Source organism: Agrobacterium rubi TR3 = NBRC 13261 (genome assembly GCF_000739935.1).
GTDB lineage: Bacteria > Pseudomonadota > Alphaproteobacteria > Rhizobiales > Rhizobiaceae > Agrobacterium > Agrobacterium rubi.
The window spans coordinates 65,999-91,426 of record NZ_BBJU01000014.1 but is presented as its reverse complement, the minus strand read 5'-3'; the positions used below and the strand labels follow the sequence as shown (position 1 = coordinate 91,426).

Annotated in this window: 26 protein-coding genes and 1 tRNA gene; 12 read left to right on the top strand and 15 right to left on the bottom strand. The window is 56.4% G+C overall.

The annotated features are described in order from the left end of the window. From RRU01S_RS11555 to gnd, 5 genes are all read right to left on the bottom strand, one after another. Entirely contained in the window at window positions 1-288 is a 288-nt protein-coding gene (locus tag RRU01S_RS11555; RefSeq protein ID WP_162694399.1) for a hypothetical protein, read from the bottom strand. An 11-nt stretch (window positions 289-299) separates the two neighbouring features. Then, a complete protein-coding gene (locus RRU01S_RS11550; RefSeq protein WP_045230429.1) occupies window positions 300-1,727 on the bottom strand; it encodes a pyruvate dehydrogenase complex E1 component subunit beta in 1,428 nt (475 codons plus the stop codon). 18 nt (window positions 1,728-1,745) lie between these two features. Beyond that, window positions 1,746-2,792 carry a pyruvate dehydrogenase (acetyl-transferring) E1 component subunit alpha gene (pdhA, locus tag RRU01S_RS11545; RefSeq protein ID WP_045230428.1) on the bottom strand — a complete coding sequence of 349 codons (1,047 nt, stop codon included), beginning with the start codon at window positions 2,790-2,792 and terminating at the stop codon, window positions 1,746-1,748. Window positions 2,793-2,944: 152 nt separating this feature from the next. Next, a complete protein-coding gene (locus RRU01S_RS11540; RefSeq protein WP_045230427.1) occupies window positions 2,945-3,262 on the bottom strand; it encodes an FtsB family cell division protein in 318 nt (105 codons plus the stop codon). Between the two features lie 130 nt (window positions 3,263-3,392). Continuing rightward, window positions 3,393-4,829: an NADP-dependent phosphogluconate dehydrogenase gene (gnd, locus tag RRU01S_RS11535; protein WP_045230619.1), complete on the bottom strand. Its 1,437-nt coding sequence runs from the start codon at window positions 4,827-4,829 to the stop codon at window positions 3,393-3,395. Between the two features lie 297 nt (window positions 4,830-5,126). Here gnd and RRU01S_RS11530 point away from each other — a divergent pair, with 297 nt between their 5' ends. After that, complete coding sequence (locus tag RRU01S_RS11530) at window positions 5,127-6,365, top strand: membrane dipeptidase (protein WP_045230618.1); 1,239 nt, start codon at window positions 5,127-5,129, stop codon at window positions 6,363-6,365. 145 nt (window positions 6,366-6,510) lie between these two features. Here the strand turns inward: RRU01S_RS11530 and cobU are convergent, their stop codons facing one another. Continuing rightward, a complete protein-coding gene (cobU, locus tag RRU01S_RS11525; protein ID WP_045230426.1) occupies window positions 6,511-7,035 on the bottom strand; it encodes a bifunctional adenosylcobinamide kinase/adenosylcobinamide-phosphate guanylyltransferase in 525 nt (174 codons plus the stop codon). Between the two features lie 514 nt (window positions 7,036-7,549). On the opposite strand from cobU, the gene RRU01S_RS11520 reads away from it, so the two are divergent. Both RRU01S_RS11520 and RRU01S_RS11515 read left to right on the top strand, forming a co-directional pair. Then, window positions 7,550-8,245, top strand: coding sequence for a DUF599 domain-containing protein (locus RRU01S_RS11520; protein ID WP_045230425.1), 696 nt, complete (start codon window positions 7,550-7,552; stop codon window positions 8,243-8,245). Between the two features lie 64 nt (window positions 8,246-8,309). Continuing rightward, window positions 8,310-9,278 carry a heparan-alpha-glucosaminide N-acetyltransferase gene (locus tag RRU01S_RS11515; RefSeq protein WP_045230424.1) on the top strand — a complete coding sequence of 323 codons (969 nt, stop codon included), beginning with the start codon at window positions 8,310-8,312 and terminating at the stop codon, window positions 9,276-9,278. A 7-nt stretch (window positions 9,279-9,285) separates the two neighbouring features. Here the strand turns inward: RRU01S_RS11515 and RRU01S_RS11510 are convergent, their stop codons facing one another. Beyond that, window positions 9,286-9,672, bottom strand: a complete 387-nt coding sequence (locus RRU01S_RS11510; protein ID WP_042619552.1) for a MerR family transcriptional regulator — start codon at window positions 9,670-9,672, stop codon at window positions 9,286-9,288. A 163-nt stretch (window positions 9,673-9,835) separates the two neighbouring features. Then, window positions 9,836-11,206 (bottom strand): magnesium transporter, encoded by a 1,371-nt coding sequence (mgtE, locus tag RRU01S_RS11505; RefSeq protein WP_108722629.1) that lies wholly within the window; start codon window positions 11,204-11,206, stop codon window positions 9,836-9,838. A gap of 371 nt (window positions 11,207-11,577) precedes the next feature. On the opposite strand from mgtE, the gene RRU01S_RS11500 reads away from it, so the two are divergent. Genes RRU01S_RS11500 through RRU01S_RS11490 form a run of 3 tightly spaced genes read left to right on the top strand, consistent with a single transcriptional unit; the run spans window position 11,578 to window position 14,722 of the window. Next, window positions 11,578-13,884: an FdhF/YdeP family oxidoreductase gene (locus RRU01S_RS11500; protein ID WP_045230423.1), complete on the top strand. Its 2,307-nt coding sequence runs from the start codon at window positions 11,578-11,580 to the stop codon at window positions 13,882-13,884. Further along, on the top strand, window positions 13,884-14,213 hold the full coding sequence (locus tag RRU01S_RS11495; protein WP_045230422.1) for a hypothetical protein: 330 nt from the start codon (window positions 13,884-13,886) through the stop codon (window positions 14,211-14,213). The genes RRU01S_RS11500 and RRU01S_RS11495 overlap by 1 nt, the downstream gene beginning before the upstream one ends. 17 nt (window positions 14,214-14,230) lie before the next feature. After that, window positions 14,231-14,722 (top strand): peptide deformylase, encoded by a 492-nt coding sequence (locus tag RRU01S_RS11490; protein WP_045230616.1) that lies wholly within the window; start codon window positions 14,231-14,233, stop codon window positions 14,720-14,722. On the opposite strand, the gene RRU01S_RS11485 is transcribed toward RRU01S_RS11490, so the two are convergent. Further along, window positions 14,723-15,145: an OsmC family protein gene (locus tag RRU01S_RS11485; RefSeq protein WP_045230615.1), complete on the bottom strand. Its 423-nt coding sequence runs from the start codon at window positions 15,143-15,145 to the stop codon at window positions 14,723-14,725. It lies immediately after the preceding gene. 127 nt (window positions 15,146-15,272) lie between these two features. Here RRU01S_RS11485 and RRU01S_RS25825 point away from each other — a divergent pair, with 127 nt between their 5' ends. Next, window positions 15,273-15,440: a Thivi_2564 family membrane protein gene (locus RRU01S_RS25825; RefSeq protein ID WP_103088505.1), complete on the top strand. Its 168-nt coding sequence runs from the start codon at window positions 15,273-15,275 to the stop codon at window positions 15,438-15,440. A 73-nt stretch (window positions 15,441-15,513) separates the two neighbouring features. Here RRU01S_RS25825 and RRU01S_RS11480 read toward each other — a convergent pair whose 3' ends face one another. Continuing rightward, window positions 15,514-16,353, bottom strand: coding sequence for a TolB family protein (locus RRU01S_RS11480; RefSeq protein ID WP_045230421.1), 840 nt, complete (start codon window positions 16,351-16,353; stop codon window positions 15,514-15,516). 1 nt (window position 16,354) lies between these two features. Then, window positions 16,355-18,034, bottom strand: coding sequence for an NAD+ synthase (locus tag RRU01S_RS11475; protein WP_045230420.1), 1,680 nt, complete (start codon window positions 18,032-18,034; stop codon window positions 16,355-16,357). Window positions 18,035-18,217: 183 nt separating this feature from the next. On the opposite strand from RRU01S_RS11475, the gene RRU01S_RS11470 reads away from it, so the two are divergent. Both RRU01S_RS11470 and sthA read left to right on the top strand, forming a co-directional pair. Next, window positions 18,218-18,757, top strand: a complete 540-nt coding sequence (locus tag RRU01S_RS11470; protein ID WP_045230419.1) for a DUF1003 domain-containing protein — start codon at window positions 18,218-18,220, stop codon at window positions 18,755-18,757. A gap of 244 nt (window positions 18,758-19,001) precedes the next feature. Further along, complete coding sequence (gene sthA / locus RRU01S_RS11465) at window positions 19,002-20,414, top strand: Si-specific NAD(P)(+) transhydrogenase (RefSeq protein ID WP_045230418.1); 1,413 nt, start codon at window positions 19,002-19,004, stop codon at window positions 20,412-20,414. Between the two features lie 18 nt (window positions 20,415-20,432). Here the strand turns inward: sthA and RRU01S_RS11460 are convergent, their stop codons facing one another. From RRU01S_RS11460 to RRU01S_RS11450, 3 genes are all read right to left on the bottom strand, one after another. After that, window positions 20,433-21,092 (bottom strand): hypothetical protein, encoded by a 660-nt coding sequence (locus RRU01S_RS11460; RefSeq protein WP_045230417.1) that lies wholly within the window; start codon window positions 21,090-21,092, stop codon window positions 20,433-20,435. A gap of 457 nt (window positions 21,093-21,549) precedes the next feature. Continuing rightward, window positions 21,550-23,022: a trigger factor gene (gene tig, locus RRU01S_RS11455; RefSeq protein ID WP_045230416.1), complete on the bottom strand. Its 1,473-nt coding sequence runs from the start codon at window positions 23,020-23,022 to the stop codon at window positions 21,550-21,552. Window positions 23,023-23,213: 191 nt separating this feature from the next. Beyond that, window positions 23,214-23,298, bottom strand: a tRNA-Leu gene (locus RRU01S_RS11450). A 563-nt stretch (window positions 23,299-23,861) separates the two neighbouring features. Between RRU01S_RS11450 and RRU01S_RS11445 the strand changes: the two genes are divergently transcribed. The 3 genes from RRU01S_RS11445 to RRU01S_RS11440 all read left to right on the top strand — a co-directional run bounded on the left by RRU01S_RS11445 (window position 23,862) and on the right by RRU01S_RS11440 (window position 24,949). After that, entirely contained in the window at window positions 23,862-24,008 is a 147-nt protein-coding gene (locus RRU01S_RS11445; RefSeq protein WP_065698291.1) for a DUF1127 domain-containing protein, read from the top strand. Between the two features lie 335 nt (window positions 24,009-24,343). Further along, on the top strand, window positions 24,344-24,487 hold the full coding sequence (locus RRU01S_RS25320; protein ID WP_065698172.1) for a DUF1127 domain-containing protein: 144 nt from the start codon (window positions 24,344-24,346) through the stop codon (window positions 24,485-24,487). A gap of 276 nt (window positions 24,488-24,763) precedes the next feature. Continuing rightward, complete coding sequence (locus RRU01S_RS11440) at window positions 24,764-24,949, top strand: hypothetical protein (RefSeq protein ID WP_045230414.1); 186 nt, start codon at window positions 24,764-24,766, stop codon at window positions 24,947-24,949. Between the two features lie 149 nt (window positions 24,950-25,098). Here RRU01S_RS11440 and RRU01S_RS11435 read toward each other — a convergent pair whose 3' ends face one another. Beyond that, window positions 25,099-25,347 carry a hypothetical protein gene (locus RRU01S_RS11435; protein WP_045230413.1) on the bottom strand — a complete coding sequence of 83 codons (249 nt, stop codon included), beginning with the start codon at window positions 25,345-25,347 and terminating at the stop codon, window positions 25,099-25,101. Window positions 25,348-25,428: the final 81 nt, after the last annotated feature.

Genomic DNA, 25,428 nt, shown 5'->3' with positions numbered 1-25,428 from the left:
CTAGCCCTCCCCCCAAACGAGATTGTACTGTTCCAATTCTTCAGGTTTTTCTGCCAGTGAACTTAGCTGCGACGGCGAGACTTCGATGTATCCCGCAACATCACTCAGCCAGTCGCTCACGGCGCCGATGACGCCGATATCCTCACGCGGGACACCGGCGACGACATCGCCCTCACCGTCATTGATCACAGCCCAAAAGACGATACGCTCGAACTGAGGTGCGTCCTTAGACCCTACAACACGATACCAGTTTTCACCGGCCGGGAGGATGTGTTTGATTTTACCCAAATTCTCCTCCTTCATTTGTAGCAGACGGTTTTGACGGCCTGAATGACTTCATCGACATTCGGCAGAGCCAGCTTTTCGAGGTTCGCCGCGTAAGGCATCGGAACGTCCTTGCCAGCAATCGTCAGGATCGGCGCATCGAGATAATCGAATGCGGCGCGCTGAACGCTGTTGGAAATGAAGTCACCGACCGATGACTGCGGGAAGCCTTCTTCCACGGTCACCAAACGACCCGTCTTCTTGACGGATTCGATCACCGTCGGCAGGTCCATCGGACGGATGGTGCGCAGGTCGATCAGTTCGACATCGATGCCGAGCTTTTCGAGTTCCGCAACAGCCTTGATGGCATAGGTCATACCGATACCGAAGGAAACGATAGTCGCATCCTTGCCCTTGCGGTGAATGCGCGCCTTGCCGATTGGCAGAACGAAATCATCCATCTTCGGAACTTCGAAGCTCTGGCCGTAGAGAATTTCGTTTTCGAGGAAGATGATCGGGTTCGGATCGCGGATCGCAGCCTTGAGCAGACCCTTCGCGTCAGCAGCCGTGTACGGCATGATGACCTTTAGGCCCGGAATATGGCTGTACCATGCGGCGTAGCACTGCGAGTGCTGAGCGGCCACGCGGGCAGCGGCACCCGACGGACCACGGAACACCATAGGTGCGCCCATCTGACCACCAGACATATAAAGCGTCTTGGCAGCAGAGTTGACGATCTGGTCGATGGCCTGCATGGCAAAGTTGAACGTCATGAATTCGACGATCGGGCGCAGACCCGTCATCGCTGCACCGACGCCGATACCGGCAAAGCCGTGTTCGGTGATCGGCGTATCGATCACGCGCTTGGCGCCGAATTCCTGCAGAAGACCCTGAGTGATCTTGTAAGCGCCCTGGTATTCGGCGACTTCTTCACCCATGACGAAAACGTTCTCGTCGGAGCGCATTTCTTCGGCCATCGCATCACGAAGCGCTTCGCGCACCGTCTGTGTTACGAACTCGGTGCCCTCGGGGATATCCGGGTCGGCAGCAACTTCGATCTTTGGCGCGGCCGGAACCTTTGCGGCTTCCTTGTCGGCAGAAGGCTCTTCGCTGGCTTCGCGGGTCTTGCCGCCAGCAGCGTCAGAACCGGAATTGGCAGCGTCTGCCTTCGGCTCTTCCTTCTTAGGGGCGGAAGACGCGGACAGATCGTCCGCGCTTTCGCCGTCCTGAAGCAGAACGGCAATGGCCGTGTTGACCTTCACGCCTTCTGTACCGGCTTCAATCAGTAGCTTGCCGATGACACCTTCGTCCACCGCTTCGACTTCCATCGTTGCCTTGTCAGTTTCGATTTCAGCAATCGCGTCGCCGGAGGAAACTTTGTCACCCTCTTTCTTCAGCCATTTGGAAAGCGTGCCTTCCTCCATGGTTGGGGAAAGGGCGGGCATGAGAATTTCTATAGGCATGTTATCTCCCTTCCCAAATCAGAGCAGAATGTCGGTGTAGAGCTCGGATACATCCGGCTCTGGATCGGTCTGGGCGAACTCGGCGCTGTCGGCAACGACGTCACGGACATCCTTGTCGATTGCCTTCAGTTCATCCTCAGTGGCCCAGCCCTGTTGAAGGAGCCGCGCCTTGACCTGCTCGATTGGGTCATGTTCCGCGCGCATTTTCTGCACTTCGTCCTTGGAACGGTATTTCGCCGGGTCGGACATGGAGTGACCACGGTAGCGGTAGGTCAGCATTTCCAGAATGATCGGACCCTTGCCGGAACGGCAGTGCTCAAGCGCTTCGTCCGCAGCCGCCTTCACGGCACGGACATCCATGCCATCGACCTGTACGCCGGGAATGCCGAAGCCAGAACCACGCAGCGAGTAGTTGGACTGCGCCGTGGCGCGCGCCGTGGACGTACCCATCGCATAGTGGTTGTTTTCGACGATATAGATGATCGGCAGTTTCCAGAGAGCAGCCATGTTGAAGCTCTCGTAGACCTGACCCTGGTTGGCAGCGCCATCACCGAAGTAAGCAACGGAAACGCTGTCATTGCCGCGATACTTGTTGGCGAAGGCAAGACCGGTTCCCAGAGAAACCTGAGCACCCACGATGCCGTGGCCGCCGTAGAAATGCTTTTCCTTGGAGAACATGTGCATGGAGCCGCCCTTGCCCTTGGACAAACCGCCCTGGCGTCCGGTCAACTCGGCCATGACGCCACGTGCGCTCATGCCAGCAGCCAGCATATGGCCGTGGTCACGGTAAGCGGTGATGACCTGATCGCCTTCCTTCTGCGACATGTTCATGCCGACAACGACAGCTTCCTGCCCGATGTAGAGGTGACAGAAACCACCGATGAAGCCCATGCCGTAAAGCTGGCCGGCCTTTTCTTCGAATCGGCGGATCAGAAGCATTTCACGATAGGCGTGCAACTCTTCGTCTTTACCAAAGTCCGGCGTATTCTTGCCGGTGAATTCCTTGGTGGCGGTCTTTGCCGTGGTCTTGCGGCCGGATACGGTCGCGGTTTTTCGCGGCGCCATTCATCCCTCCCTGAGTTGCCATTAGAATGGTTGGATTGGGGCGCACCATATGCAAGAAAAGGAAAAGCAGCAATGCCATAAACGCATGGCTCATATTCTGCCTAAGTCGCTGTGAATAAATTAAAAAAGTCGATTAACCGATATCAGGTTAATCAGAAATAGGCGTTCATGATGACGATTTCGTCGGCGCGCGACATATTAAGCTGATAGCGCGAGATTTCATCGATCATGTCACGCTCCAGCGATCCATCGCTCATCAACTCGACCTGCCGCTCCAGCGAAACACGCGTCTTCGTCAACTTTGCAAGCTCGGCTGTGCGCGCCACGCGCTGATGCTCCAGCCGCTCCGCAGCCTCCAGCCCGAAATCGCCGTGAATGGAATGATATCCGAAATAGGACAGAAAGGCGACCGTGATGGCCGGAACGACCAGACGCCCGAAACGTCTTTTCTTGTGATGCTTGGTCCACATACTCTGAAACAGCCTTCAAACGCGTTACTGGAATCACTTTAACCGCATTTGTTTAACCATCCGTTGACCTTAACGCGTCAGCTGCTGCACCGCATAAAAAAAGGCCCGCTTGGAACGGGCCTTTTTGAGTTTACTTCGAGAAAATATCGAGACCGCTGCCCCATGGGCCATGCGGCTTGTCCACGCCATCGGTGCGCTCGAAGCCATGCGCACCGAAGAAATCGCGCTGCGCCTGAATGAGGTTAGCGCTTCCGCGGGCACGGCGGTAGGCATCGAAGTAGCCGAGAGCCGAGGCAAGTGCGGGAACCGGCAGGCCGGAGAGAACGGCATACGACACGACGTGACGCAGTGGAGCGTCGGTGTCCTTCACCATCTGCGAGAAGGCTGGCGTGACGATCAGGTTCGCAACATGCGGGTCTTTGGTGAAGGCCGATGTGATTTCATCCAGGAACTGCGAGCGGATGATGCAGCCAGCGCGCCAGATGCGGGCGATTGTCGGCATCGGCAGATCCCAGCCGAATTCCTTGGATGCAGCAGCCATCACGGCAAAGCCCTGCGCATAGGCGCCGATCTTTGCGGCTAGAAGCGCGTTTTCCAGATCGTCGATGAAAGCCTTTTTATCCGCAGGCGCAGGCAGCGCCTTTGGCAGGCCGAGAATGGTTTCGGCAGATTCGCGCTCGGTCTTCTGCGAAGACAGGATGCGGGCGGCAACGGCAGCTTCGATGGCAGTGGCGGCAACGCCCATGTTCTGCGCTTCAATGACCGACCACTTGCCGGTGCCCTTCTGACCAGCCTTGTCGAGAATGAGATCGACCATAGGCTTGCCGGTGATCGGGTCTGCGGCGCGCAGAACCTTTTCGGTAATTTCGATGAGGTAGGAGTTGAGCCGACCCTTGTTCCACTCTGCGAACACATCGGCAATCTCGGTCGCGCTGAGGTTCAAGCCATCGCGCAGAATGCCGTAGATTTCGGCAATCATCTGCATGTCGGCATATTCGATGCCGTTGTGGATGGTCTTGACGAAGTGGCCTGCGCCATCATTGCCGAGCCACGCCACGCATGGGTCGTTGTCGTATTTCGCGGAGATGGAGGTCAGCACCTTCTCGACGCGCTTCCAGCTCTCTTCCGTGCCGCCAACCATGATGGATGGGCCGTGACGTGCACCTTCTTCACCACCGGATACTCCCATGCCGATAAAGGTCAGGTCAGTATCCTTGAGCGTGTCGAAACGGCGGATCGTATCGCGGAAATTCGCATTACCGGCGTCGATCATGATGTCGCCGTTTTCGAGATGGGGCTTCAGAATTTCCATCTGCTGATCGACGGGATCGCCAGCCTTGATCATGATGATAATCGGACGCGGTGGGCGGATGGCGGCAATGAAGTCTTCAATGGTTTCGCAAGGAATGATCTGGCCCTGCAACTCGCCTGCATCGGCGTAGAATTTCTTCGTGACTTCCGGGGTTCGGTTGAAAACAGCAATCTTGTTGCCTTTTTCTGCGATGTTGAGCGCGAGGTTCGACCCCATTACGCCAAGACCGATCAAACCGATTTCTGCCTGTTCCACGGATATGCCTCCATTTTGCATTTATGGCGTTTGTTTTGGCACTACCGCTGTCAAACGGCAAGGCGACAGACAGGGAAAAAACGGGAAATTTACCACCGCATGTCTGCCGTGCACAAACTCACCAAGTATGCCAAAACGGCGTGTCGAAAGCGTTCGTCTCCATTGATGGACAAAAAGCGGCGGACGCCGTTTCGCCCGTAAACGAGGGAGCTGGTAAGATTATTGCGTTCATCATTCCGGGTTATATGTTCTGTACCTTCAGTTTCAGGTTTGGGCATTTTTCTGCAGGGAACAGCGATGACACTCCAACGTACCAGTCTCTCCGTCACCGATGATGACCTTCTGGACACGGTCCATCTCAAAGCCTACCCCATCGACACCCATCTCGATACGCTCTACCTCACCCGCGTCGGTGGCTATGATTTCTGGAAAGGCGACTGGAAGACCAAGCATGAGCCGTTGTCCATAAAGATTATCAAAAAGATCACGCCGAAAGGAAAGAACAGTCCGCATTGCGAGCATGTCAGTGGCCTCGATTTCATCAGAGGCGGCTACGGCGGCGCCTGTTTCAGCGCTCATGCTCTTTGGGAAAATCTCATTTCCCTTCCCTTTGCCGATCCCTGGAAACACTGGCGGGATCATCGCGACTATGTCGGACGTATCGCTGCAGAAAGTGGGGGCGCCATGCGCTTGACGGCCTCGCCGGACGAGGTCAGACGAGCCCGCGACGAAGGCGTCGCAAGTGCAATCTTGTCTGTCGAGGGCGCACATATTCTCGGCGCATCGGGGTGCCGCACAGAAGCCTTGCGGCTGTCAAGACTTGAGCAAATCGCCGCCCAGGGTGGTGCCTACATCACTCTCAACCATTTCAGCCATACGGACATATGCGAGGCGGGCTTCCAGCCAATGAACTCCTGGCGACGCGTGCGTGGCGGCGGCCTCTCCGCCTTCGGACGACGTTTCGTCCATCGATGTATCAACCTGGGGCTGATGGTTGACGTTTCCCATAGTCGCAGCGAGGCGGTCATTGAGATCGCAGGCATATGCAAGGCGCGCGGTGCTCCACTGCTTGCGTCCCATGGAGCCGCGCGCAGCATAAGCACCGCAGGACAGGTTTCCCGATCAAAACACCTGGCGCGGACATTTTCCAACGATGCGGTTCGGGCCATTGTCGAGACCGGCGGCACGATCAGCATCATTCTCTCACCCTATTATCTCAAGGATGCGCGCCTGCCCGACGGCAGCCCGGACCGTGATGCAGACATTGCTTTCGTGGTGAACTACTACGAGAGGCTGGCGCAGCTCATCACCAGCATGGACGTGACCGACGACGCCTGGAACCACCTGTCCTTCGGTAGTGATTTTGATGGCGGCATCAGCAGCATTCCGACAGGCATGAAAACCGGTGCGGATCTGCGCAACTTTACCCGCGCCATGCTTGACGCCGGCTGGCCGCAGGAGCGGATATACAAGGTCTACAGCGGCAATTTCCTGCGCGTATGGGACGCAACGACGCTAGCTGCGGGCGCAGCATAAAAACGGTAAGAACATCTGAGTGGGAGGTGACATGCGTTTCACGCTCTGGATCAATTGCGTCGCTGCGCAGCATTCGTCATGACGCAGGCACGCCAGATCGCACGGCGTGTGTGGCGAATTTGCGAGGAACGATCGGCGCTGGTTTTCACCCCTTCATTTTAAGGGGTAATCCCGCTGCAACAAAATAGACTTCGGCGGCCACCGCGGCAATTTTCTGATGCAGCCGCCCAGCATGATCGCGAAATTCCCGTGCCATGCGGTTCTCCGGCACAATGCCTAGTCCAACCTCATTGGAGACGAAAACAATTTTCGCCCGCGCAACCGCGGCATGCTGAACCAGAGGCGCGAAGGCCACCTCGACATCGCGCGCCTCCTCCATCATCAGGTTTGTGACCCAGAGCGTCAGGCAATCAACGAGGATGGTGTGTTCTGGCCGGTCCAGTTGCTGCAGCACCTCGGTCAAGGCGAGCGGTTCTTCATGCGTCGTCCACACATCACTACGTCTGTCTCGGTGGTCGGAGATGCGGTCCTTCATCTCATCGTCCCAGGCACGACCAGTGGCGATGTAAAGCGCTGCCCCCTCGCCTGACAAAACCAGATTTTCGGCGAAGGCAGACTTGCCGGAGCGCGCACCGCCCAGCACCAGCACAGCGCGTGACGCGTCAGTCATAAGAATCGCCGTTAAACGTTAGGAGAGACGATCCGGCAGCCAATGCGATGTGTTTCGCAAGCCTTGAAGCCGTCTGCATGAAAAGAGAACGATTCGTAGATATGGAGGCGTTCTCCCGGTCTATCATGCGATGCTGTCGCGGTGATCTATCGATATTGCCCACCCGCTGGCACCATGCCAGCATGTCGATAAACACGATCGATCGAAAAGCGCCGGATCGTCGTCATCAAGGTAAGGAGGGCGGTGTCAGTTGTCAATTTCCGACATGCAAAAACCGCGTTGCGCCGAGGCGCAAACGCGGTCTTGAATGCCGATACGACAAGAGCAGCACCGGTACGCAAAACAAATCCGGCGTGCACGCAAAGTCATAGCGGTATATTGTTACCGGATGGTTAGCGCGGGACCAAAATATGCTCTGTGATCAATTTTCTTGCGCGATTGCGTTGCCTCTCAATCGCATCAATATTGCACCGGGAGATTCGCTACACGTTGGCGCAAAGGAAAAACTGCCGTCATGACGTCTATGGATTATGTCGCCCTTATCGTTTTCGTGGTTCTGTGGGCATCTTATACCTACGTCACGACCTCGAAGACGCCGTTCCTGCGCCTCAGTCTCAATCAGGCCATGGCAGAGCGACGGCGCAAGTGGATTTACAATTCCCTGACGCGCGATCTGAAGATGATCGATACGCAGATCATGGCCGGTCTGCAAAACGGAACCGCCTTTTTCGCCTCCACCTCCATTTTTGCCATCGGTGGGTGCTTTGCGCTTCTGGGCGCGACAGACCGGGTGGAATCGGTCTTTCGAGATATGCCCTTCGTGCAATATGGGGGGCGCACCGCGTTTGAAATAAAGGTCATAGGGCTGACCAGCCTGTTCGGCTATGCCTTTTTCAAGTTCGGCTGGTCCTATCGCCTGTTCAACTATTGCACCATTCTGTTCGGCGCCATGCCGATGCTGCATGAGGCGAATGCAAACAGGCAGGCGGCAGAACACGCGGCTGAAAACGTCATCCGCATGAACATCATCGCCGCCAAGAATTTCAACGACGGTCTCAGAACCATCTTTTTGTCCATCGGTTATCTCGGCTGGTTTATCAGCCCCTACGTGTTTATCGCATCCACCGTCATCATCACCGTGGCCCTTCTGCGCCGGCAATATTTCTCAGAGGCGCGCCGCGCCATCATGGATGATTTCCAAACGCCATGAAATCGCCGCACTTCACAGGCGAAGCGCGGCCTACAGACCATAACCGTTGCCAAAGGACGGATGAATGAGTGACGTTCCGGTAGTTGCAGCGGAAACAAGGCAGAAAGGCCGCATCGGCGCATTAGACACGCTGCGCGGAATCGCGCTCATCGCCATGGCCAGTTACCACTTCACCTGGGATCTGGAGATGTTCGCCTATCTCGATCCCGGCACGGCGACGCAAGGCTGGTGGCGGCTTTACGCACGCGGTATCGCAAGCTCGTTCCTGTTTCTTGCAGGTTTCAGCCTCTATCTCGCCCATCAAAGCCGCATCAACTGGCCATCTTTCGGCAAGCGTTTCGCGATGGTCGCAGGCGCGGCACTTCTGATTTCCGTCGCAACCTTCTTTGCGGTGCCGGATGGTTGGATATTCTTTGGCATTCTCCACAACATCGCAGCCGCGAGCCTCATCGGGCTCCTGTTCCTGCGGCTTCCCGTAATCGTCACAGCGCTTGTCGCAGTCGCAGCATTTCTGGCGCCAAGTTATCTGAGCTCGGACGCGTTCAACCCCATCTGGCTATCCTGGATCGGGCTGTCGACCATGCCTCAACGCTCCAACGACTACGTGCCGCTGTTACCGTTTCTGGCGCCACTCTTGTTGGGACTGGCAGTATCCAAAATCGTGACACCACGCGGCTGGCTGGATCTCTTCAGACGAGACAGTGGCAAACGCAACGTGCTGGCGTTTCTGGGTCGCCACAGCTTGGTTGTCTACCTCGTGCACCAACCAGTCCTGATCGGCATCGTCTACCTCGCATCGCTCATCGTGCCGCCCGCGCCTATTGATCAAGTCGAGGCCTACAAGAAGAGCTGCGAGAACAGCTGTGTGCAGCAGCAAAATGGATTGGAACTATGCCAGAGCTTCTGTGGTTGCACGCTGGTGAAACTTCACGCGGAAAACTTGTTCGACCCGATGATGGCCAACAGTCTCGTGCCGGAACAGCAATCGAAGATCGGCGAGATTGCCGCGCAATGTTCCCGCGAAACGCAATAGTCGAAGATCAGGTACCAACGCCGATTTCGGCAAGCCGCGTGAGGCAGGCTTCCTCGACATTATCGAGTTCCAGAAGCGTTTCCTCGATGTCCTTGCGCTTCTGGCGCAAGTCGGCACGCTTTTCGTCCACCTTCTTCATCAGAAGCTCGAGCTGCCCGGATTCACCAGGCGGCTCCTTATAGACCTGAATGATTTCGCGAATCTCAGCGATGGTGAAGCCGATACGGCGACCGCGTAGGATTTCTTGAATGAGCCTGCGGTCTGCCATGCGAAACAATCGTGTGCGGCCACGGCGTTCAGGGTGAATGAGGCCTTCGTCTTCGTAAAAACGAAGGGTACGGGTGGAGACCCCGAATTCGCGTGTCAATTCCGTGATGCTATAATACTTGTTCAAGGCTTCATCCGATTCTGGAGCACAGGACCGAAAATGACAGACGGCTTTCGGAATATCCGTTGCTCAAACAACAAGATAGAATGACGAAGCGCAACAGGCCTCACCACTCTCCTTCTTTGAAATCACTATGATTGACCTTCACGTAAAAGTCAATTTTCAGCATTCAGCCTGAGACACCGAACCACCAGGTCGCAAGTCCCAGAAACGAGAAGAAACCGACGATGTCGGTAACGGCGGTGACGAAGACTGCGGAGGACACGGCGGGGTCGGCTCCGAACTTGTCCAGCAGCAATGGAATGATGATGCCCGCAATGGCTGCGGCGAACATGTTGATGAGCATGGCAGTGGCGATAATGCCGCCCAGATTGACGTCATCGAACCATAGACCGGCAATGATACCGATGGCGCAGCCGAACAGTGCGCCGTTCAAGAGACCGACACCTGCCTCACGCCGAATGATGCGGGATGCATTGTGAATATCGAGGTTTTTGGTCGCCAATGCCCGCACGGAGACGGTCATGGTCTGCGAGCCAGCATTGCCGCCCATGCCCGCTACGATCGGCATCAAAACAGCAAGGGCTACGATCTGCTCGATCGTCGCATCGAAGAGACCGATGACGGAAGCGGCCATGAAGGCGGTGATCAGGTTTACGGCCAGCCATGGCACGCGTGAGCGGGATGTGACCGCGATGGAGTCGGAGAGCTCTTCGTCACCCACACCGCCAAGGCGCAGCAAGTCTTCCTCCGCCTCTTCCTGCATGACATCAACCACGTCATCGATGGTGAGAACACCGACCAGACGACCATTGTCATCCACGACAGCTGCTGACAGCAAGTCGTACTGCTCGAAAAGCTGAGCCGCCTCTTCCTGGTCCATCTCGGCGGCAATCGGATGGTTGGTCTCGTGCATGATCGATTCGACCTTCACCAGCCGCTTTGAGCGCAGCAACCGGTCGAGATCGAGAGTGCCGACCAGCTTGAAGGTGGGATCGACGACGAAGATTTGCGAAAAGGATTCCGGTAGTTCTTCCTCTTCACGCATGTAATCGATGGTCTGGCCGACGGTCCAGAACGGCGGCACCGCCACGAATTCCGTCTGCATGCGACGACCAGCCGAGCTTTCGGGGTAATCCAGCGCGCGCAGCAGCCGCACACGCTCGGTAAACGGCATCTGCGCAAGAATGTCTTCGCGGTCTTCGCGGTCCATGTCTTCGAGAATGTAGACAGCGTCGTCCGAATCCATCTCGCCGATACCGGCGGCGATCTGGTCGTTCGGCATCTGCTCGACGATGTCGAGGCGGATCGCTTCATCCACCTCGGTCAGTGCCGTCATGTCGAAGTCGGAACCCAGCAGACGCACCATGGCGTGGCGCTGGTCCGACTGGATGGATTCGAGCAGGTCACCCAGCTCGGATTCGTGCAGACGGGCCACGTTTTGCCGCAGGAACAGGACATCCCGGTCGGCAATGGCAGCGCCGACCATCGCGAGGAAATCGGACCGAATCGACCCATCCTCGGAATAGATATCCGCCATGATCTCGGGTCTCTTGGCGTCTTCCGGCAGGGAATGATGGTCGTCCGCTTGCGTCAAATTACGCCCCTTTATCCGGTAAACTGCCTGCTTCGCCAAAGCGCAGGAGAATGGCTTTTAAAAGCACAATGTCAACAACGGGATAGGAGAAAAGGCGTTGCAGTTTCATGTGCAATCCGATGGAGCCTACCCCCTTCGCGTTAACGGTTGCGAAACAGTCTCAGCGAATTGATCGCGTGATTGGGACAGTCCCGCAGTTACGAGTTGACATATGGCCGTTATGCGGGAATCTGGGGCAAAAGGCTGCATCAAAAATCGCCCGGGTTGGCACCCGGACCGAGTGGCCAAAAAATTAATCAGAAAGAGACCTTATAATGGGCAAAATGGATTTCATCGGAAAGGCTTCCAGCGCGGCTGGCGGCTGGGGCGCACTCAAGAGCGTGGGCAAGCGCCTGCTGGAATCGGGTGCTCCGATTTCCGGTGCCAGAACCCTGCTAAAGGCCAATCAGCCGGATGGTTTCGATTGTCCCGGCTGCGCATGGGGCGACCCGGAGCATGGCTCCTCCTTCGAGTTCTGCGAAAACGGCGTGAAGGCCGTGGCATGGGAAGCGACCGAAGCGCGCGTTCCACCGGACTTTTTTGCCAGTCACACGGTTTCCGAGCTCCGCACATGGTCGGATTACAGCCTCGAAAAGCAGGGCCGCCTGACGGACCCGTTGCGCTACGACCGCGCCACCGACAAATACCTGCCCGTTTCCTGGGACGATGCCTTTGCTGAAATCGGCGGCGTTCTGAAGAGCCTCGACAGCCCTGATCGCGCCGAGTTCTACACCTCAGGTCGCGCTTCCAACGAGGCAGCCTTCATCTACCAGTTGATGGTTCGTCTCTACGGCACCAACAATTTCCCTGACTGTTCCAACATGTGCCACGAAGCCAGCGGCGTTGGCCTCAAGGCCTCCGTCGGCGTCGGCAAGGGCACGGTTCTGTTGGAAGACTTCGAGAAGGCGGATGCCATTTTCGTCATCGGACAGAACCCCGGCACCAACCATCCGCGCATGCTGGGTGACTTGCGCCGTGCCGCCATTCGTGGCGCGCGCATCGCGGTCTTCAACCCGATCCGCGAAAAGGGTCTGGAGCGCTTCACCGATCCGCAGGACAAGATCGAAATGATCACTGGCGGCAACACCAAGATTGCCACCAACTATTACCAGCCACGTCAGGGCGGCGACATGGCCGCGGTGCGCGGCATGAGCAAGGCCGTGTTTGCGGCAGACGACGCAGCCCGCGCCGCTGGCAAGCCTGCGATCATCGACTATGATTTCCTTGCCGAACATGCGGTGGAGTTTGACGCTTACAAAGCTGCCGTAGAGGCCACGAGTTGGGAAGAAATCCTCGACCAGTCCGGCCTGACCCGCGAGCAGATCGAAGAAGCCGCTGGCATCTACATGGCGTCGAATGCCGTGATTGCGACCTGGGCGATGGGCATTACCCAGCACAAGCACTCGGTGATCACGATCCGAGAAATCACCAACTTCATGCTGCTGCGCGGCAATATCGGTCGTCCCGGTGCGGGTCTCTGCCCCGTGCGTGGTCACTCCAACGTGCAGGGCGACCGCACAGTTGGTATCGACGAGAAGGCCCCGCCTGCCCTGCTCGATGCGCTGGAAAAGGAACTCGGTGTGCCGATGCCGCGCAACCGTGGCCACAACACTGTCGAAGCCATCAGCGCCATGCTGGACGGCAAGGCGCAGGCCTTCATCGCGCTTGGCGGTAACTTCCTGCGCGCCACACCGGACAGCCCGCTGATCATCAAGGCGTTCGAAAAGCAGAAATTGACTGTCAACATCGCCACCAAGCTCAACCACTCGCATCTGGTGCCGGGCGAAACGTCCTTCATCCTGCCCTGCCTTGGCCGTACCGAAATCGACCGCAACTCGCAGGGCAAGTCGCAGATCGTGACCGTGGAAGATTCCATGAGCATGGTGCACGGCTCCGGCGGCATCAACGAACCTGCGTCGCCGGAACTGCGCTCGGAAGTCGCCATCATCGCCGGTATCGCAGCAGCGACGCTCGGCAACGAGCGCGTTCAGTGGGCGAAGCTGGCCGACGATTACGACCTGATACGCGACATGATCTCGCGCGTTCTGCCGGGCTTCCATGAGTTTAACGAGCGTGTGCGCGTGCCGCGCGGCTTCCATCTGCGCAACGCGGCGGCAGAACGCGAATGGAATACGCCTGCCAAGAAGGCCACCTTCTTTACCGGCGCCCTGCCTGAAAAGACCGACCATCAGGAAGCACTTTCCAAAACTGGCATCTTTGTTCTGCAGACCTTCCGCAGCCACGATCAATACAACACCACGATCTACGGCATGGACGACCGCTATCGCGGCGTCTATGGCGAGCGTCAGGTGATTTTCATGAACCCGAAGGACATGGAAAAGCTGGGTGCGCATGCCAAGCAGCGCGTTGATGTCATCGGCGAATATGGCGATGGCGTCGAGCGCATGGCCGAAAACTTCCGCCTCGTTCCCTACAATATTCCAGAAGGCAGCGTCGGTGGCTATTACCCGGAGCTGAACGTTCTCGTGCCGCTGCACAGCTATGGCGAAGGCAGCTTCACGCCGACATCGAAATCCGTTCTTGTCTCGGTTCGCCTGCGGACAGAGGTAGAGGCCGCCTGATGAATGACGATCAATCCGCTGCGCGCTTTCTGGCCGTTGCGGAACAGATCAGCCAAACGGCCCCGGTTGCGCTCGACGCCACCGGGGCCGCGCTCATTGCAGCGGTCCACCTCGGCATCGGCAATGACAGCCGCAGTCTTTCCAACAAGCTCGGCATTGCGCACGCGCTGGTGCTGCGGGAAATCAACGCGCTGTCTGGTCGGATGCTGACCATCGTCAAGCGCGATGCGCGCACGCAGCGAACATGGGTGGAACTGACGGATGAGGCATCGTCCCTTGCTTCATCTGCCTCCCAAATCCTGCTCAAGAGCTCGCTTGCAGCCGAATAGAATAAATGGAACGTCCCATGCCAACTCGTTCTATCGTGTTCTACCCGCATCCGGCGCTTGGCTCCTATTGCGAGCCCGTGACTGAGTTCGGGGCTGAACTGGCGCAGCTTGCACAGGATTTGCTGGAAACGATGCGCGCCGCCCCCGGCGTCGGTATTACCGCCGCGCATATTGGCGTGCTGCAACGCCTCTTCGTGCTGGAGCTGAAACCTGGTGATGTCAGGACCTATGTCAATCCAGAGATTCTGGAGACGTCTGATGAAACCATGCGCCACATGGAAGGCAGCGTATCCATGCCGGGCTTCACCGAAGAGGTGGATCGCCCCTCCAAGGTGGCGCTGCGTTTTCAGGATGTCTCCGGCCAGTGGCGCGAAGAGCAGGCGGAGGGTTTTCACGCCATCTGCATCCAGCACGAGATCGACCAGTTGAACGGTATATTCTGGCTCAAGCGCCTGTCGAAACTCAAGCGCGATCGCTTGATCCGCAAATGGGAAAAGGCACAGCGCTGATTATTCGACGGAGAGATTGAACGCGGCGTCACTACGCAGCGTGTTGCTGACGGTGCAAATCTCTTCGGCCTGATGGGCGATAGCCTGTTTCATCTGCGCATCGAAATTGCCAGTAATGTTAAGACGCATCTCGAAATGCGTGATCCGCGCGGGCTCGCCCTCGGACTTCTCGCCAGTCACCCGCGCCTCAACGCTTTCGAAACGGTCTAGCACCCCCATGCGGCTGGCCGCGATGCGAGCGCTCAGCACCAGACAGGCGGCGAGCGAGGAGTAGAGCAGGTCGAGCGGATTGAAACCGGGCTCGGACGCAGCCGTGACGACGGCGAGTGCACCGCCGGTCGGCGTCGCGATCTGCGGGTGACCGTTGCGCCCCAATGTTGCGGTAGCACCGGTCTCGCGCTTCTTTACCCTGACTTCGCTCACGCCCATTTCCTTAATTTCGAATTTTCAGAAATTACATTTTGCACAATGGAACCAAAATACCCGTTTGTGCTTTTACTCACGGAACGGTGATCGACCGTTACAGATTTATAACTAGGAGCTGGGACATATGGCTACAGGCGCACTCGTAAGTATTCTGATCACATTTCTGGTCATCGTACTCATTCTTTGGCTGATCAACCGCCTGCCCGTTGGCGGCAGCGCGAAGCAGATCGCACAGGTCATCGTAATCATCATCGGTATTATTTCCCTGCTGAAGTATCTCGCAGTGTTCTAAGAACCATGGATTGACCGATATCGGGCCCGACGGGAGATTTCTCCAGTCGGGCTTTTTTTGTGCTTTTAGAACTCTATTCGGGAAAGTATCTGACATAGGCGAACTCATCACCACCTGGTGACCAATTGGGAGAATTCATCGTTCCCTGCCCGCCGAAGAGTTCGAAAAGCGTCTCCACATTGCTTCCATCCACATCCATCAGCCGTACACGGACACTAAGATCGCGGGGATGATCGAACACGTCAGCGTCGTAGGAAACGAAAACCACTTTGTCACCTCTCGGTGACGGATGCGGAAACCAGTCGCCATATTGGCTGTCCGTCACGCGCTCGACCGCTGATCCATCCACACGCACGCGCCAGATCTGCATCAACCCTGTACGGCTGGAGTTGAAATAAATCCACTGCCCATCCGCCGAATAGTCGGGCCCGTCATTGCGCCCCTCGCCGTGGGTCAGCCGTGTCTCCGTCGCTGTCTCCACGTCCATCGAATAGATATCGAAGACCTGATCGCGGATGCCGCAATAGGCAAAGCTTTTGCCATCGGGACACCAGCCATGCCAGTAGGACGGCAGATTATGCGTCATCAACCTCGGCGTACCGCCGCTGGCGGGTAGCAGGTAAATCGTGCTTTTGCCGAACTCCACCTTGTCGGAAATGGCATAAAGCGAACCATCCGGCGAAATGCCGTGGTCGTTGTTGCACTCGCTGGCAAAGCCCGTATTGACCTTTTCGATTGCCGCATCACCAGTCAGTGACAGGCGGTAGAGCAACCCCTCGCTGTTCAGCAAAAGATACGTACCATCCGGCGACCAGTTGGGCGCTTCGAACAGTTCGGACGTCTGCCAGACCACCCGGTTTTTCCGTGTGCGGATGTTGAAGATTTCAACGGAACTGCGAAGCTTTTCGGTCACATCATCGATCCCTGAAGCGGTTAGTAATCGGGTAGCGCCGATCACGACCAAAATTCTTCTTCGTGATCTTCACGCCCGGCGCGGATTGGCGGCGTTTGTATTCTGCTAGATAGAGCAGATGCTCGATGCGATGGACGGTTGCGATGTCGTGGCCACGTGCGACGATATCTTCCACTGACATTTCCTGCTCCACCAGGCACTCCAGAATATCGTCCAGCACCGGATAAGGCGGTAGCGAATCCTGATCGGTCTGGTTGGGGCGCAATTCCGCCGATGGCGCTTTGGAGATGATGTTGGCTGGAATGACCTCGCCGGAAGGGCCAAGCGCCGTTGGTGGCACGTGGCTGTTTCTCCAGGCGGAGATGGCGTAGACCTGCATCTTGTAAAGGTCTTTGATCGGGTTAAAGCCGCCATTCATATCGCCGTACAGCGTGGCATAACCCACCGACATCTCGGACTTGTTGCCCGTCGTCACGACCATGGAGCCGAACTTGTTGGAAACGGCCATGAGAATGGTGCCGCGCGCGCGGCTCTGAAGGTTCTCTTCGGTGATGCCCTCTTCCGTGCCTTCGAACAGTTCCGCCAACGAAGACAGGAAGCCATCGACCGGATCGGCAATCGGCACGATATCATAGCGGCAGCCCAGCGCTTTCGCGCAATCCGCCGCATCCTTGAACGAATCCTCTGATGTGTAGCGATAGGGCAGCATGATGCAGCGCACCCGCTCCTCACCCAGCGCATCCACCGCAATGGCTGCGCAGATGGCCGAATCAATACCGCCGGAAAGACCCAACACCACGCTTTTGAAACCGTTCTTGTTGACGTAATCGCGGAAGCCCAGCATGCAGGCGCGGTAATCAGCCTCCTCGCCCTCGGGTATCTGCGAGAACGGTCCTTCGCTGCAATGCCAACCCTGTTCGGTACGCTTCCAGTCCGTGACAGAAAGCGTCGATTCAAACTGGCTCATCTGGAAGGCTAGCGTCTTGTCCGCGTTGAAGGCGAAGCTCGCGCCATCGAACACAAGCTCATCCTGCCCACCGACCTGGTTGACGAAGACGAGCGGCAAGCCGCTTTCGATGACCTGTCGCAAGGCCACCTGATGGCGCACATCCACCTTGCCGCGATAATAGGGCGAGCCATTAGGCACCAGCAGAATTTCAGCGCCGCTTTCGGCCAGCGTTTCGCAGACGCCAAGGTCGTTCCAGATTTCCTCGCAGATCGGAATGCCGATGCGAACGCCCCGGAAATTGTAGGGACCGGAAATAGAGCCTTCGGAGAAAACACGCTTCTCGTCGAACTCGCCATAGTTTGGCAGATCGACCTTGTCGCGCAAAGCCAGTATTTTGCCGCCATCCAGCAGCGCCACGGAATTATGCCGCCCCGTGTCACCTTGACGCGGGAAGCCGATGATCACGCCCGGCCCGCCATCCGCCGTTTCCGCGGCCAGTTCTTCCACCGCCTTCAGGCAAGACTTCAGAAAGGATGGCTTCAGGACCAAGTCTTCCGGCGGGTAGCCGGAGATGAAAAGTTCTGACAAAAGCAGCAGATCAGCCCCTTGCGAAGCGGCATCGGCGCGTGCTTGGCGGGCCAAGGCAAGGTTGCCCGAGACATCGCCGACGGTGGGGTTGAACTGCCCGACGGCAATTCGCAAGATATTGGGATTGGTGTGTATCTGGCTCATGCTTCTCATTTACCGTGGCTTCCCGCGTCACGCAACGCAGGCCGTTAAACTCTCTGCAAAAACAGCGTACGCCTTCCAAAACCTGTCATTGAATTCATTTGAATTCGGCAGTGCTCGGGTCTATCCCGTCAGGAGTACCGAACCCGTTATTCCCCGCTTTTATGAACCTGACTGGAGACCGAGATGCCTGCTGTTACCGATTACATCGCCTCGCATTTCAAGCGTTCCTCTAGGGAGATCGGCGAGGTAGAGCGGCGCATTCTGGATGTCACCCACCAGAGAAAGCTCATTTCCACAGACACCAATGCGGCATTTTCGAAAGACTCGTCGCTCGGGGAGCGATTGGCGGATGGCATAGCGCGGGTTGGCGGTTCCTGGGGCTTCATCATCAGCTTCATGGTGTTTCTGGTGGTCTGGGCCATCATCAACACCGTGGTGCTGACAAGCCAGGCTTTCGACCCCTACCCCTTCGTTTTTCTCAATCTTATCCTGTCCATGCTGGCCGCCATTCAGGCACCTATCATTATGATGTCGCAGAACCGGCAGGGCATGCGTGACCGGTTCGAAGCGGCCAAGGATTACGAGGTCAATCTCAAGGCCGAACTCGAAGTCTTGTCTTTGCATGAAAAGATCGACGGCAAGGTCCTGGCAGAGCTTGCCCTGCTGCGCGAAGACATCGCAAAGCTCCACCTGCGCCGGGAAAACGGCAACGATCAGCCCTAACTGGCGCACCGGCAACAGTTGGAAATTAAACCGGCCTCATTTTATGCCTTTTGCTGCGTTGGTTACGAATCCGTCAGATTCTTCCGCTACAGATTGACGCGGGCATTTGTTGCATTGCACTCTTGGTGCGGCGACGCGGGAATCAATTCCGTATCAGGATGGCATCAGGCTTTTCCGAGCAGCGACGCCTCCGCGCTGGAAACATTCAGTCCGGCCATCGAATTTCTGTCCCGGGGTTTTCTTGATGATCCAATATGATCTTGTTGTTGTCGGTAGCGGTCCCGCAGGCAGACGCGCTGCCATCCAGGCCGCAAAGCTGGATAAAACAGTCCTGGTCATCGAAAAAGGCAGCCGTGTCGGCGGCGTCTCGGTTCACACCGGCACCATTCCCTCCAAGACGATGCGCGAGACGGCGCTCAATCTTTCCGGCTGGCGCGAACGCGGTTTTTATGGCCGTTCCTATCGGGTCAAGCAGGAAATCAGCGCCGAAGACCTGCGCCGCCGCCTGCTGATCACGCTCGATCATGAAGTCGAAGTGCTGGAGCACCAATTCGCTCGCAACCGCGTCACCCATATTCGCGGCAAGGCAGCCTTCGTCACATCTGACACGATGGAAATCGCCAAGGATGATGGCGAGGTCGTTCTGGTCAAGGGTAAGAGCATCTTGCTGGCGGTGGGCACACGCCCCTTCCGCCCGGATTATATGCCCTTCAATGGCAAGACGGTTATCGACAGCGACGAGATTCTGGAACTGCAAAAGCTGCCACGCTCCATGGTTGTCATTGGCGCCGGTGTCATCGGCATCGAATATGCCACGATCTTCAGCGCGCTGGATACGGCTGTTACGATCATCGATCCGAAGCCGACGATGCTGGATTTCATTGACAAGGAAATCGTCGAGGACTTCACCTATCAGCTGCGCGACCGCAACATGAAGCTGCTGCTGGGCCAGAAGGCCGACAAGGTCGAGCATACGCCGGAAGGCAAGGTCATGCTGACGCTGGATAGCGGCCGCACGCTGACCACGGAAATGGTGTTGTTTGCCGCTGGCCGCATGGGTGCCACGGATACTCTCAACCTCGCCGCAGCGGGCCTGAGTGCGGACAATCGCGGCCGCCTGACGGTCAACCCCGAAACCTTCGAGACGTCGGTGCCCGGCATCTTTGCGGCAGGCGATGTCATCGGCTTTCCAAGCCTCGCTTCTACGTCCATGGAGCAGGGACGGATCGCGGCGCGCGTCGCCGTCGGTGCCATCGGCATGGAGCCGCAGAAATATTTCCCCTACGGCATCTATGCCGTACCGGAAATCTCCACCTGCGGCCTGACCGAAGAAGAAATGAAGGAGCGCGGTATAGCCTACGAATGCGGTATCGCCCGCTTCCGTGAGACTTCACGCGGCCATATCATGGGGCTAGACACCGGCCTGTTGAAGCTGATCTTCTCGCTGAAAACACGAAGGCTGCTGGGCGTTCACATTGTTGGTGAAGGGGCAACCGAACTCGTCCATATCGGACAGGCGGTTCTCAACCTTAAAGGCACGGTCGAGTATTTTGTCGAAAACACCTTCAACTATCCGACCCTTGCGGAGGCCTACAAGATTGCCGGTCTCGATGCCTGGAACCGGATGGGCGACATCAAGCGGAACGAGGACATCTGATCAGCGTTTCGCTTTCGCTCACCAGCGAATGTTGTAGCGGGCGTTAATGGAGGGACGGAAACGATCTTCCTGATAGCCCTGATCGAGATGCCCGCTCACCGTCAGGTTCTCGCCGAGCTTCTGTTCCAGACCGACGCTCGAGGTGAAGTCGTTGAAGCTATCACGGCTGGCACCGGTCAGAACGAAGGCGGTGCCGGTCTCAGAGCGGGTCAGCCGGAGCGACTGCGAAACATCGAGCCCGCTCCATTGCTGCGCTGTGCCATCATAGCGCACCGTCATGTTGCGGTTGGATTCGACATCCAGATCAGCGGTGGCGATGCGTTTTTGCGATGTCGTCATCGTCAAGGCGCTGGAGCCGGTCAATGCGTTCATCAACACACCGATATCACCTGCGACCTTCGCACCCGGCAGAGTGGAAGACAACAGCGTAACGGTGCCCCAGAATTTCACTGGCGTGTCGACCAAGGCCCCGCCATCCGACGCATTCATGCCCATCTCCAGCCCGCCACGAATGGGCGTCTCGGTGGGCAGTTTCGCACCGATCCGCGCCGAATAGGACGTGTCGGAATTCTTTGCCGGAGCCCAGATCAGTCCGCGCTCCTGCGCCAGCGCCAATCCCGACGACAAGCCTACGGTAACAGCGGCGATGAGGACACCGTGTCTCGTTTTCAAAACCATGTCTCTTCCTCAAGCTTTCGTAAAGCGCGCCATCCTTGGGAAAACGGTGCGCCTTGTTGGGCTATCGACGACTGTCCAAATCAAGGTCAGCCGCTTTGAATTGTAGAGAACGCGATCAGGCGCGCATTGCCGCCCGCCTCTGCCAAAGCCCACAGCTTCGACCTACGCGTCATTTATCACCGGGCGTAACAACCGCATGCGGTGACGCCAGATGGAGAGTTGAAACTGGGGCAAGTGCCGGGCCGCGCATCCTGCGCAGCGGATTTGCTCATCTATGATGCATCGCAAATCAATAAGCCAAGACTGCCAGATGAACCGGAGATGAACAAGGGCGCAGGGCTGAAAAAGCGCATTGTGCGCTGCAATGTGATCGAAACGTTACAGAGGTTAACGGGCATCTGAAACGCAAAAGGCCGCTGACAAAGCAGCGGCCCTTCGAGACATTACAAAGAAAAGCTTACTCGGCGTCGCCTTCGGCAGCCTTCTTCTTGGCAGGTGCCTTCTTCTTCGGAGCGGCGTCTTCGCCTTCCGCAGCGTCAGCCTTTGCAGCAGCCTTCTTCTTGGCAGGCTTCTTCTCAGCCTTATCGCCTTCTTCGGCATCTTCAGCCAGAAGCTCTTCCTTCGTTACGGTCTTGTCCGTGACGGAGACTTCTTCGAGCAGTTTGTCGATGACCTTTTCTTCGAAGATCGGAGCGCGCAGCGAAGCAGAAGCGCCTGGCGTGTTGCGGAAGAAATCGAGGATTTCTTTCTGCTGGCCCGGGAACTGCTGAAGCTGTGCAAACAGCGCACGCTGCATTTCTTCTTCGGTGACTTCTACGCCAGCCTTCTCGCCGATTTCGGACAAAACGAGACCGAGACGAACGCGACGTTCCGCCAGCTTGCGGTATTCTTCGCGAGCTTCTTCTTCCGTCGTGTCTTCGTCAGCAAAAGTCTTGCCGGACTGCTCGAGATCGGTGTTGATCTGGCGCCAGATGTTGTCGAACTCTGCATCAACCAGACCGGCTGGTGTTTCGAACTGGTAGACCGCGTCCAGCTGATCGAGAATCTGACGCTTCACCTTCTGGCGAGTGACGTTGCTGTACTGGCTTTCGATCTGGCCGCGAACGATTTCCTTCAGCTTTTCAGCCGATTCGAGACCGAGCTTGGTTGCCAGTTCGTCGTTGATTTCAACGTCGGCAGCAGCGGCTACGTCCTTAACAGTGATGTCGAAGACAGCTTCCTTGCCGGCGAGGTTCGCGGCAGGATATTCCGTTGGGAATGTAACGGTGATGGCCTTCTCATCGCCAGCCTTGACGCCGACCAGCTGGTCTTCGAAGCCAGGAATGAAGCGGTTGGAGCCGATCACGAGCTCTGCGTCTTCAGCAGCGCCACCGTCAAAGGCTTCGCCATCGACCTTGCCGAGATAGTTCATCGTGACGCGGTCGCCTTCGGCAGCCTTGCCCTTTTTGGTTTCGTAGGTGCGGGCGCTCTCGGCAATCTTGAGGATCTGCTCGTTGATTTCCTCTTCGGTCACTTCAACGACTTCGCGCGTAACCTTGATGCCTTCGTTGGACTTCAGCTCGATCGCCGGAATCACTTCGTAAGCGAGCGTGAATTCCAGATCGCTTTCGGCGGCCAGAATCTTTTCGGCTTCGTCCTGATCTTCGGTCATGGAGATGGCAGGCTGTGTCGCAGACTTTTCGCCGCGGCCGGAAATGATTTCGGATGGCTTGTCACGAACCAGTTCGTTGACGAGGTCGGCCATGATGGACTTGCCATACATCTTCTTCAGATGAGAAAGTGGCACCTTGCCTGGGCGGAAACCGTTGATGCGGACCTTGTCCTTGGCATCAACGAGGCGCTCGTCAAGGCGAGACTTCATATCGGCGGCCGGAATAACGACCTTGATTTCGCGCTTCAGCCCTTCAGCGAGCGTTTCGATAACCTGCATTTTCATACCTTCACATCATGGCGGCGGTGCTCAGACAGCCGTTGGTTTACGTTCGAGCACAGCGCCGGAATTAAATTCACCGGCCTTAGCTATATAAACTGCATGCACAAGCATTTTGCGGAGCAAAAACTGCGCTTGAGCCAGAGAAGCGGCGAAGCAGATGCGACGCGCTGTCTTCCCGGCGATTCATTTGGTGCGGGTAGAGGGACTCGAACCCCCACAACTCTCGTCGCCAGAACCTAAATCTGGTGCGTCTACCAATTCCGCCATACCCGCGCTCATGAATCCTGCATAAACAACATCTGGCACATGAGGCCTTCCGGAGCGCGCGTCTCTATATCACCCGTTTTCTGGAGCGCAAAGGGAAAATGACGGTTTTACGTCTCTATTTACGCCAGCGGAGCCACGATACGGGCGCATTCCCCTGCCCGCCGATCAAGGCTTCCCATATAAGACGGCATACCCTTCAATTGAGGTGGTTCAATTCGAACTCAATCCGGCCAAGAGAATTAGAGGATGCGCAGGCAACTTACCATCAAGAGTCAAAACGATGACACCGCGCCATTCCTCATTTTGTCGACTAGCACCTAAAGAAGGTAGCGAGGATGAAAAACGCTCACATAGCGAGAAAAACGATTATTTCCCAGGCAAAAGCGCCCTTAAATTATGCATTTATTAACGTCCAAAGGGTTGATTTTAACTCTGCGATGCACTCAGCGCATAGGTGGCATACTTCATTGTCTATTTTTGTTTCGATTAAACCGATTATATTCGGCGTCAGGAAATGAGTTCGGCACTGATCCCAAGTGGTGCCAGAAGACAAAACGAAGGACACGACCATGAACATCTCTCGCTCGCTGAACAACTGGCGCAAGTATCGTCAGACCGTCACTGAACTTGGCCGCATGAGCGACCGCGAACTGAGCGACCTCGGCATCGGCCGCAGCGACATTCGCCGCGTAGCACGGACTGCAGTCGGCATCTAATCTGACGTAAGGCGGAAATTTCCGCCGGATTACGGATCACACAAAAGGTCTTGAGCTTCGGCTCTGGGCCTTTTTTCGTTTTAAACACGCCATTTTAGCGTTGCTTCTTCTCCGCGCGCATCCCTTTTATCTCCCGCCTAAAAAATGCACATCCATCGGAAAAAGATGTAAAAATAGCCGACACATTGCACATTTGCATGGCAGTCGCCTAAAATCTGCACTGCACATCCTTCTCTTGAATATGTATATACAGATCAACAGCAGAGAGCACAGATGACTGAGCCTCTGAGACCAAGTTTCAAAGATCAAACAAAAGCAAGATTGAGGAAAACACCATGAACCCTATTCGTATCGCCAAGAACTGGATCAGCTACCGTCGCACAATGAACGAGTTGGGCAGCCTTTCCAGCCAGGCTCTGAGCGACATCGGCCTGACACGTTACGACATTCGCAACGTTGCTTCCCGTTCGTTCCGCTAATCAGCGTAAAACGTCACTCTGCCGACCGACCTCCCACGGAAGCAGGCTGACCGAGCGACAGGTAATCAAAAACGGCGCCTCGTGCGCCGTTTTTGATTCTAAGGCTTTGGCGAACCATGCTTGCCTCGACTAAGGCCGTATTAAGCACACACCAAAACCTCGCTCTCCAAATTCAAAATCACTTCATCTGAAACGTCATCGCTAGCGCTGCATATTGCAAGCTTGACAAGGCGCATCAAATAATAGAACATAAAGTGAACAAATGGAGTTGTAGCAATGACAGCAACAGACAAAACCATTGAAAACGCTTTATCGCTGGTGGCTCAGTCACGCAGTCTGCGCGAACGCGCCTTGGAGCGCAGACGCGAATTGCAGCGCCGCACCGAAGTGCTCACCATCAAGCCACTCTATATTCTGAAGAAAAACGGTGGGCGACAACTGTCACTCAGACTTGATAGCTGACAGAAGGATCGCAGATACGGGAATTGGAATGCTTGGCGTGTCTAGCGTCAAAGTCGTTGCCATACCGCTGTCGTCTTATCGCCAACAAAAAATCCCGTTAGCGGATCACCGCACGGGATTTTCTGAAATGAGACTGTTCATGGGGTCAATTACTGCATACGAGCGAGGGCCGATTGTGGAGACGCTGTCGCGGTTTCCGTCAGCCCTGGCAACCTGTTGGTCTTCTTCAAGACGACGACTGGTTTTTGTGCGGCTTCGGTTGGTGGCGTGATGCTAGCAGTCTTGAACTCGCGATCCACAGGGATCGTGGAGTTGATGGTCTGCTGAACGATACCGTCGGCAAATGCTGTTGAAGCAGAAATGCCAATGAGTGCCGTGATGATGAGAGCTGTCTTCATGTCATTCTCCCTTCGTTGATAGATTAAATCTTGATTTTACGAGCCTGTTTAGATTTTTTGTCCAATTCGATACATGTCGAA

Excerpts from the sequence above, each read along its gene's own strand:
- RRU01S_RS11550 (WP_045230429.1), bottom strand. The coding sequence starts at position 1,727 with ATGCCTATAGAAATTCTCATGCCCGCCCTTTCCCCAACCATGGAGGAA.
- pdhA (WP_045230428.1), bottom strand. The coding sequence starts at position 2,792 with ATGGCGCCGCGAAAAACCGCGACCGTATCCGGCCGCAAGACCACGGCA.
- RRU01S_RS11540 (WP_045230427.1), bottom strand. The coding sequence starts at position 3,262 with ATGTGGACCAAGCATCACAAGAAAAGACGTTTCGGGCGTCTGGTCGTT.
- RRU01S_RS11530 (WP_045230618.1), top strand. The coding sequence starts at position 5,127 with ATGACACTCCAACGTACCAGTCTCTCCGTCACCGATGATGACCTTCTG.
- cobU (WP_045230426.1), bottom strand. The coding sequence starts at position 7,035 with ATGACTGACGCGTCACGCGCTGTGCTGGTGCTGGGCGGTGCGCGCTCC.
- RRU01S_RS11520 (WP_045230425.1), top strand. The coding sequence starts at position 7,550 with ATGACGTCTATGGATTATGTCGCCCTTATCGTTTTCGTGGTTCTGTGG.
- RRU01S_RS11515 (WP_045230424.1), top strand. The coding sequence starts at position 8,310 with ATGAGTGACGTTCCGGTAGTTGCAGCGGAAACAAGGCAGAAAGGCCGC.
- mgtE (WP_108722629.1), bottom strand. The coding sequence starts at position 11,206 with ATGGCGGATATCTATTCCGAGGATGGGTCGATTCGGTCCGATTTCCTC.
- RRU01S_RS11500 (WP_045230423.1), top strand. The coding sequence starts at position 11,578 with ATGGGCAAAATGGATTTCATCGGAAAGGCTTCCAGCGCGGCTGGCGGC.
- RRU01S_RS11495 (WP_045230422.1), top strand. The coding sequence starts at position 13,884 with ATGAATGACGATCAATCCGCTGCGCGCTTTCTGGCCGTTGCGGAACAG.
- RRU01S_RS11490 (WP_045230616.1), top strand. The coding sequence starts at position 14,231 with ATGCCAACTCGTTCTATCGTGTTCTACCCGCATCCGGCGCTTGGCTCC.
- RRU01S_RS25825 (WP_103088505.1), top strand. The coding sequence starts at position 15,273 with ATGGCTACAGGCGCACTCGTAAGTATTCTGATCACATTTCTGGTCATC.
- RRU01S_RS11475 (WP_045230420.1), bottom strand. The coding sequence starts at position 18,034 with ATGAGCCAGATACACACCAATCCCAATATCTTGCGAATTGCCGTCGGG.
- RRU01S_RS11470 (WP_045230419.1), top strand. The coding sequence starts at position 18,218 with ATGCCTGCTGTTACCGATTACATCGCCTCGCATTTCAAGCGTTCCTCT.
- sthA (WP_045230418.1), top strand. The coding sequence starts at position 19,002 with ATGATCCAATATGATCTTGTTGTTGTCGGTAGCGGTCCCGCAGGCAGA.
- RRU01S_RS11460 (WP_045230417.1), bottom strand. The coding sequence starts at position 21,092 with ATGGTTTTGAAAACGAGACACGGTGTCCTCATCGCCGCTGTTACCGTA.
- tig (WP_045230416.1), bottom strand. The coding sequence starts at position 23,022 with ATGCAGGTTATCGAAACGCTCGCTGAAGGGCTGAAGCGCGAAATCAAG.
- RRU01S_RS11445 (WP_065698291.1), top strand. The coding sequence starts at position 23,862 with ATGAACATCTCTCGCTCGCTGAACAACTGGCGCAAGTATCGTCAGACC.
- RRU01S_RS25320 (WP_065698172.1), top strand. The coding sequence starts at position 24,344 with ATGAACCCTATTCGTATCGCCAAGAACTGGATCAGCTACCGTCGCACA.
- RRU01S_RS11440 (WP_045230414.1), top strand. The coding sequence starts at position 24,764 with ATGACAGCAACAGACAAAACCATTGAAAACGCTTTATCGCTGGTGGCT.
- RRU01S_RS11435 (WP_045230413.1), bottom strand. The coding sequence starts at position 25,347 with ATGAAGACAGCTCTCATCATCACGGCACTCATTGGCATTTCTGCTTCA.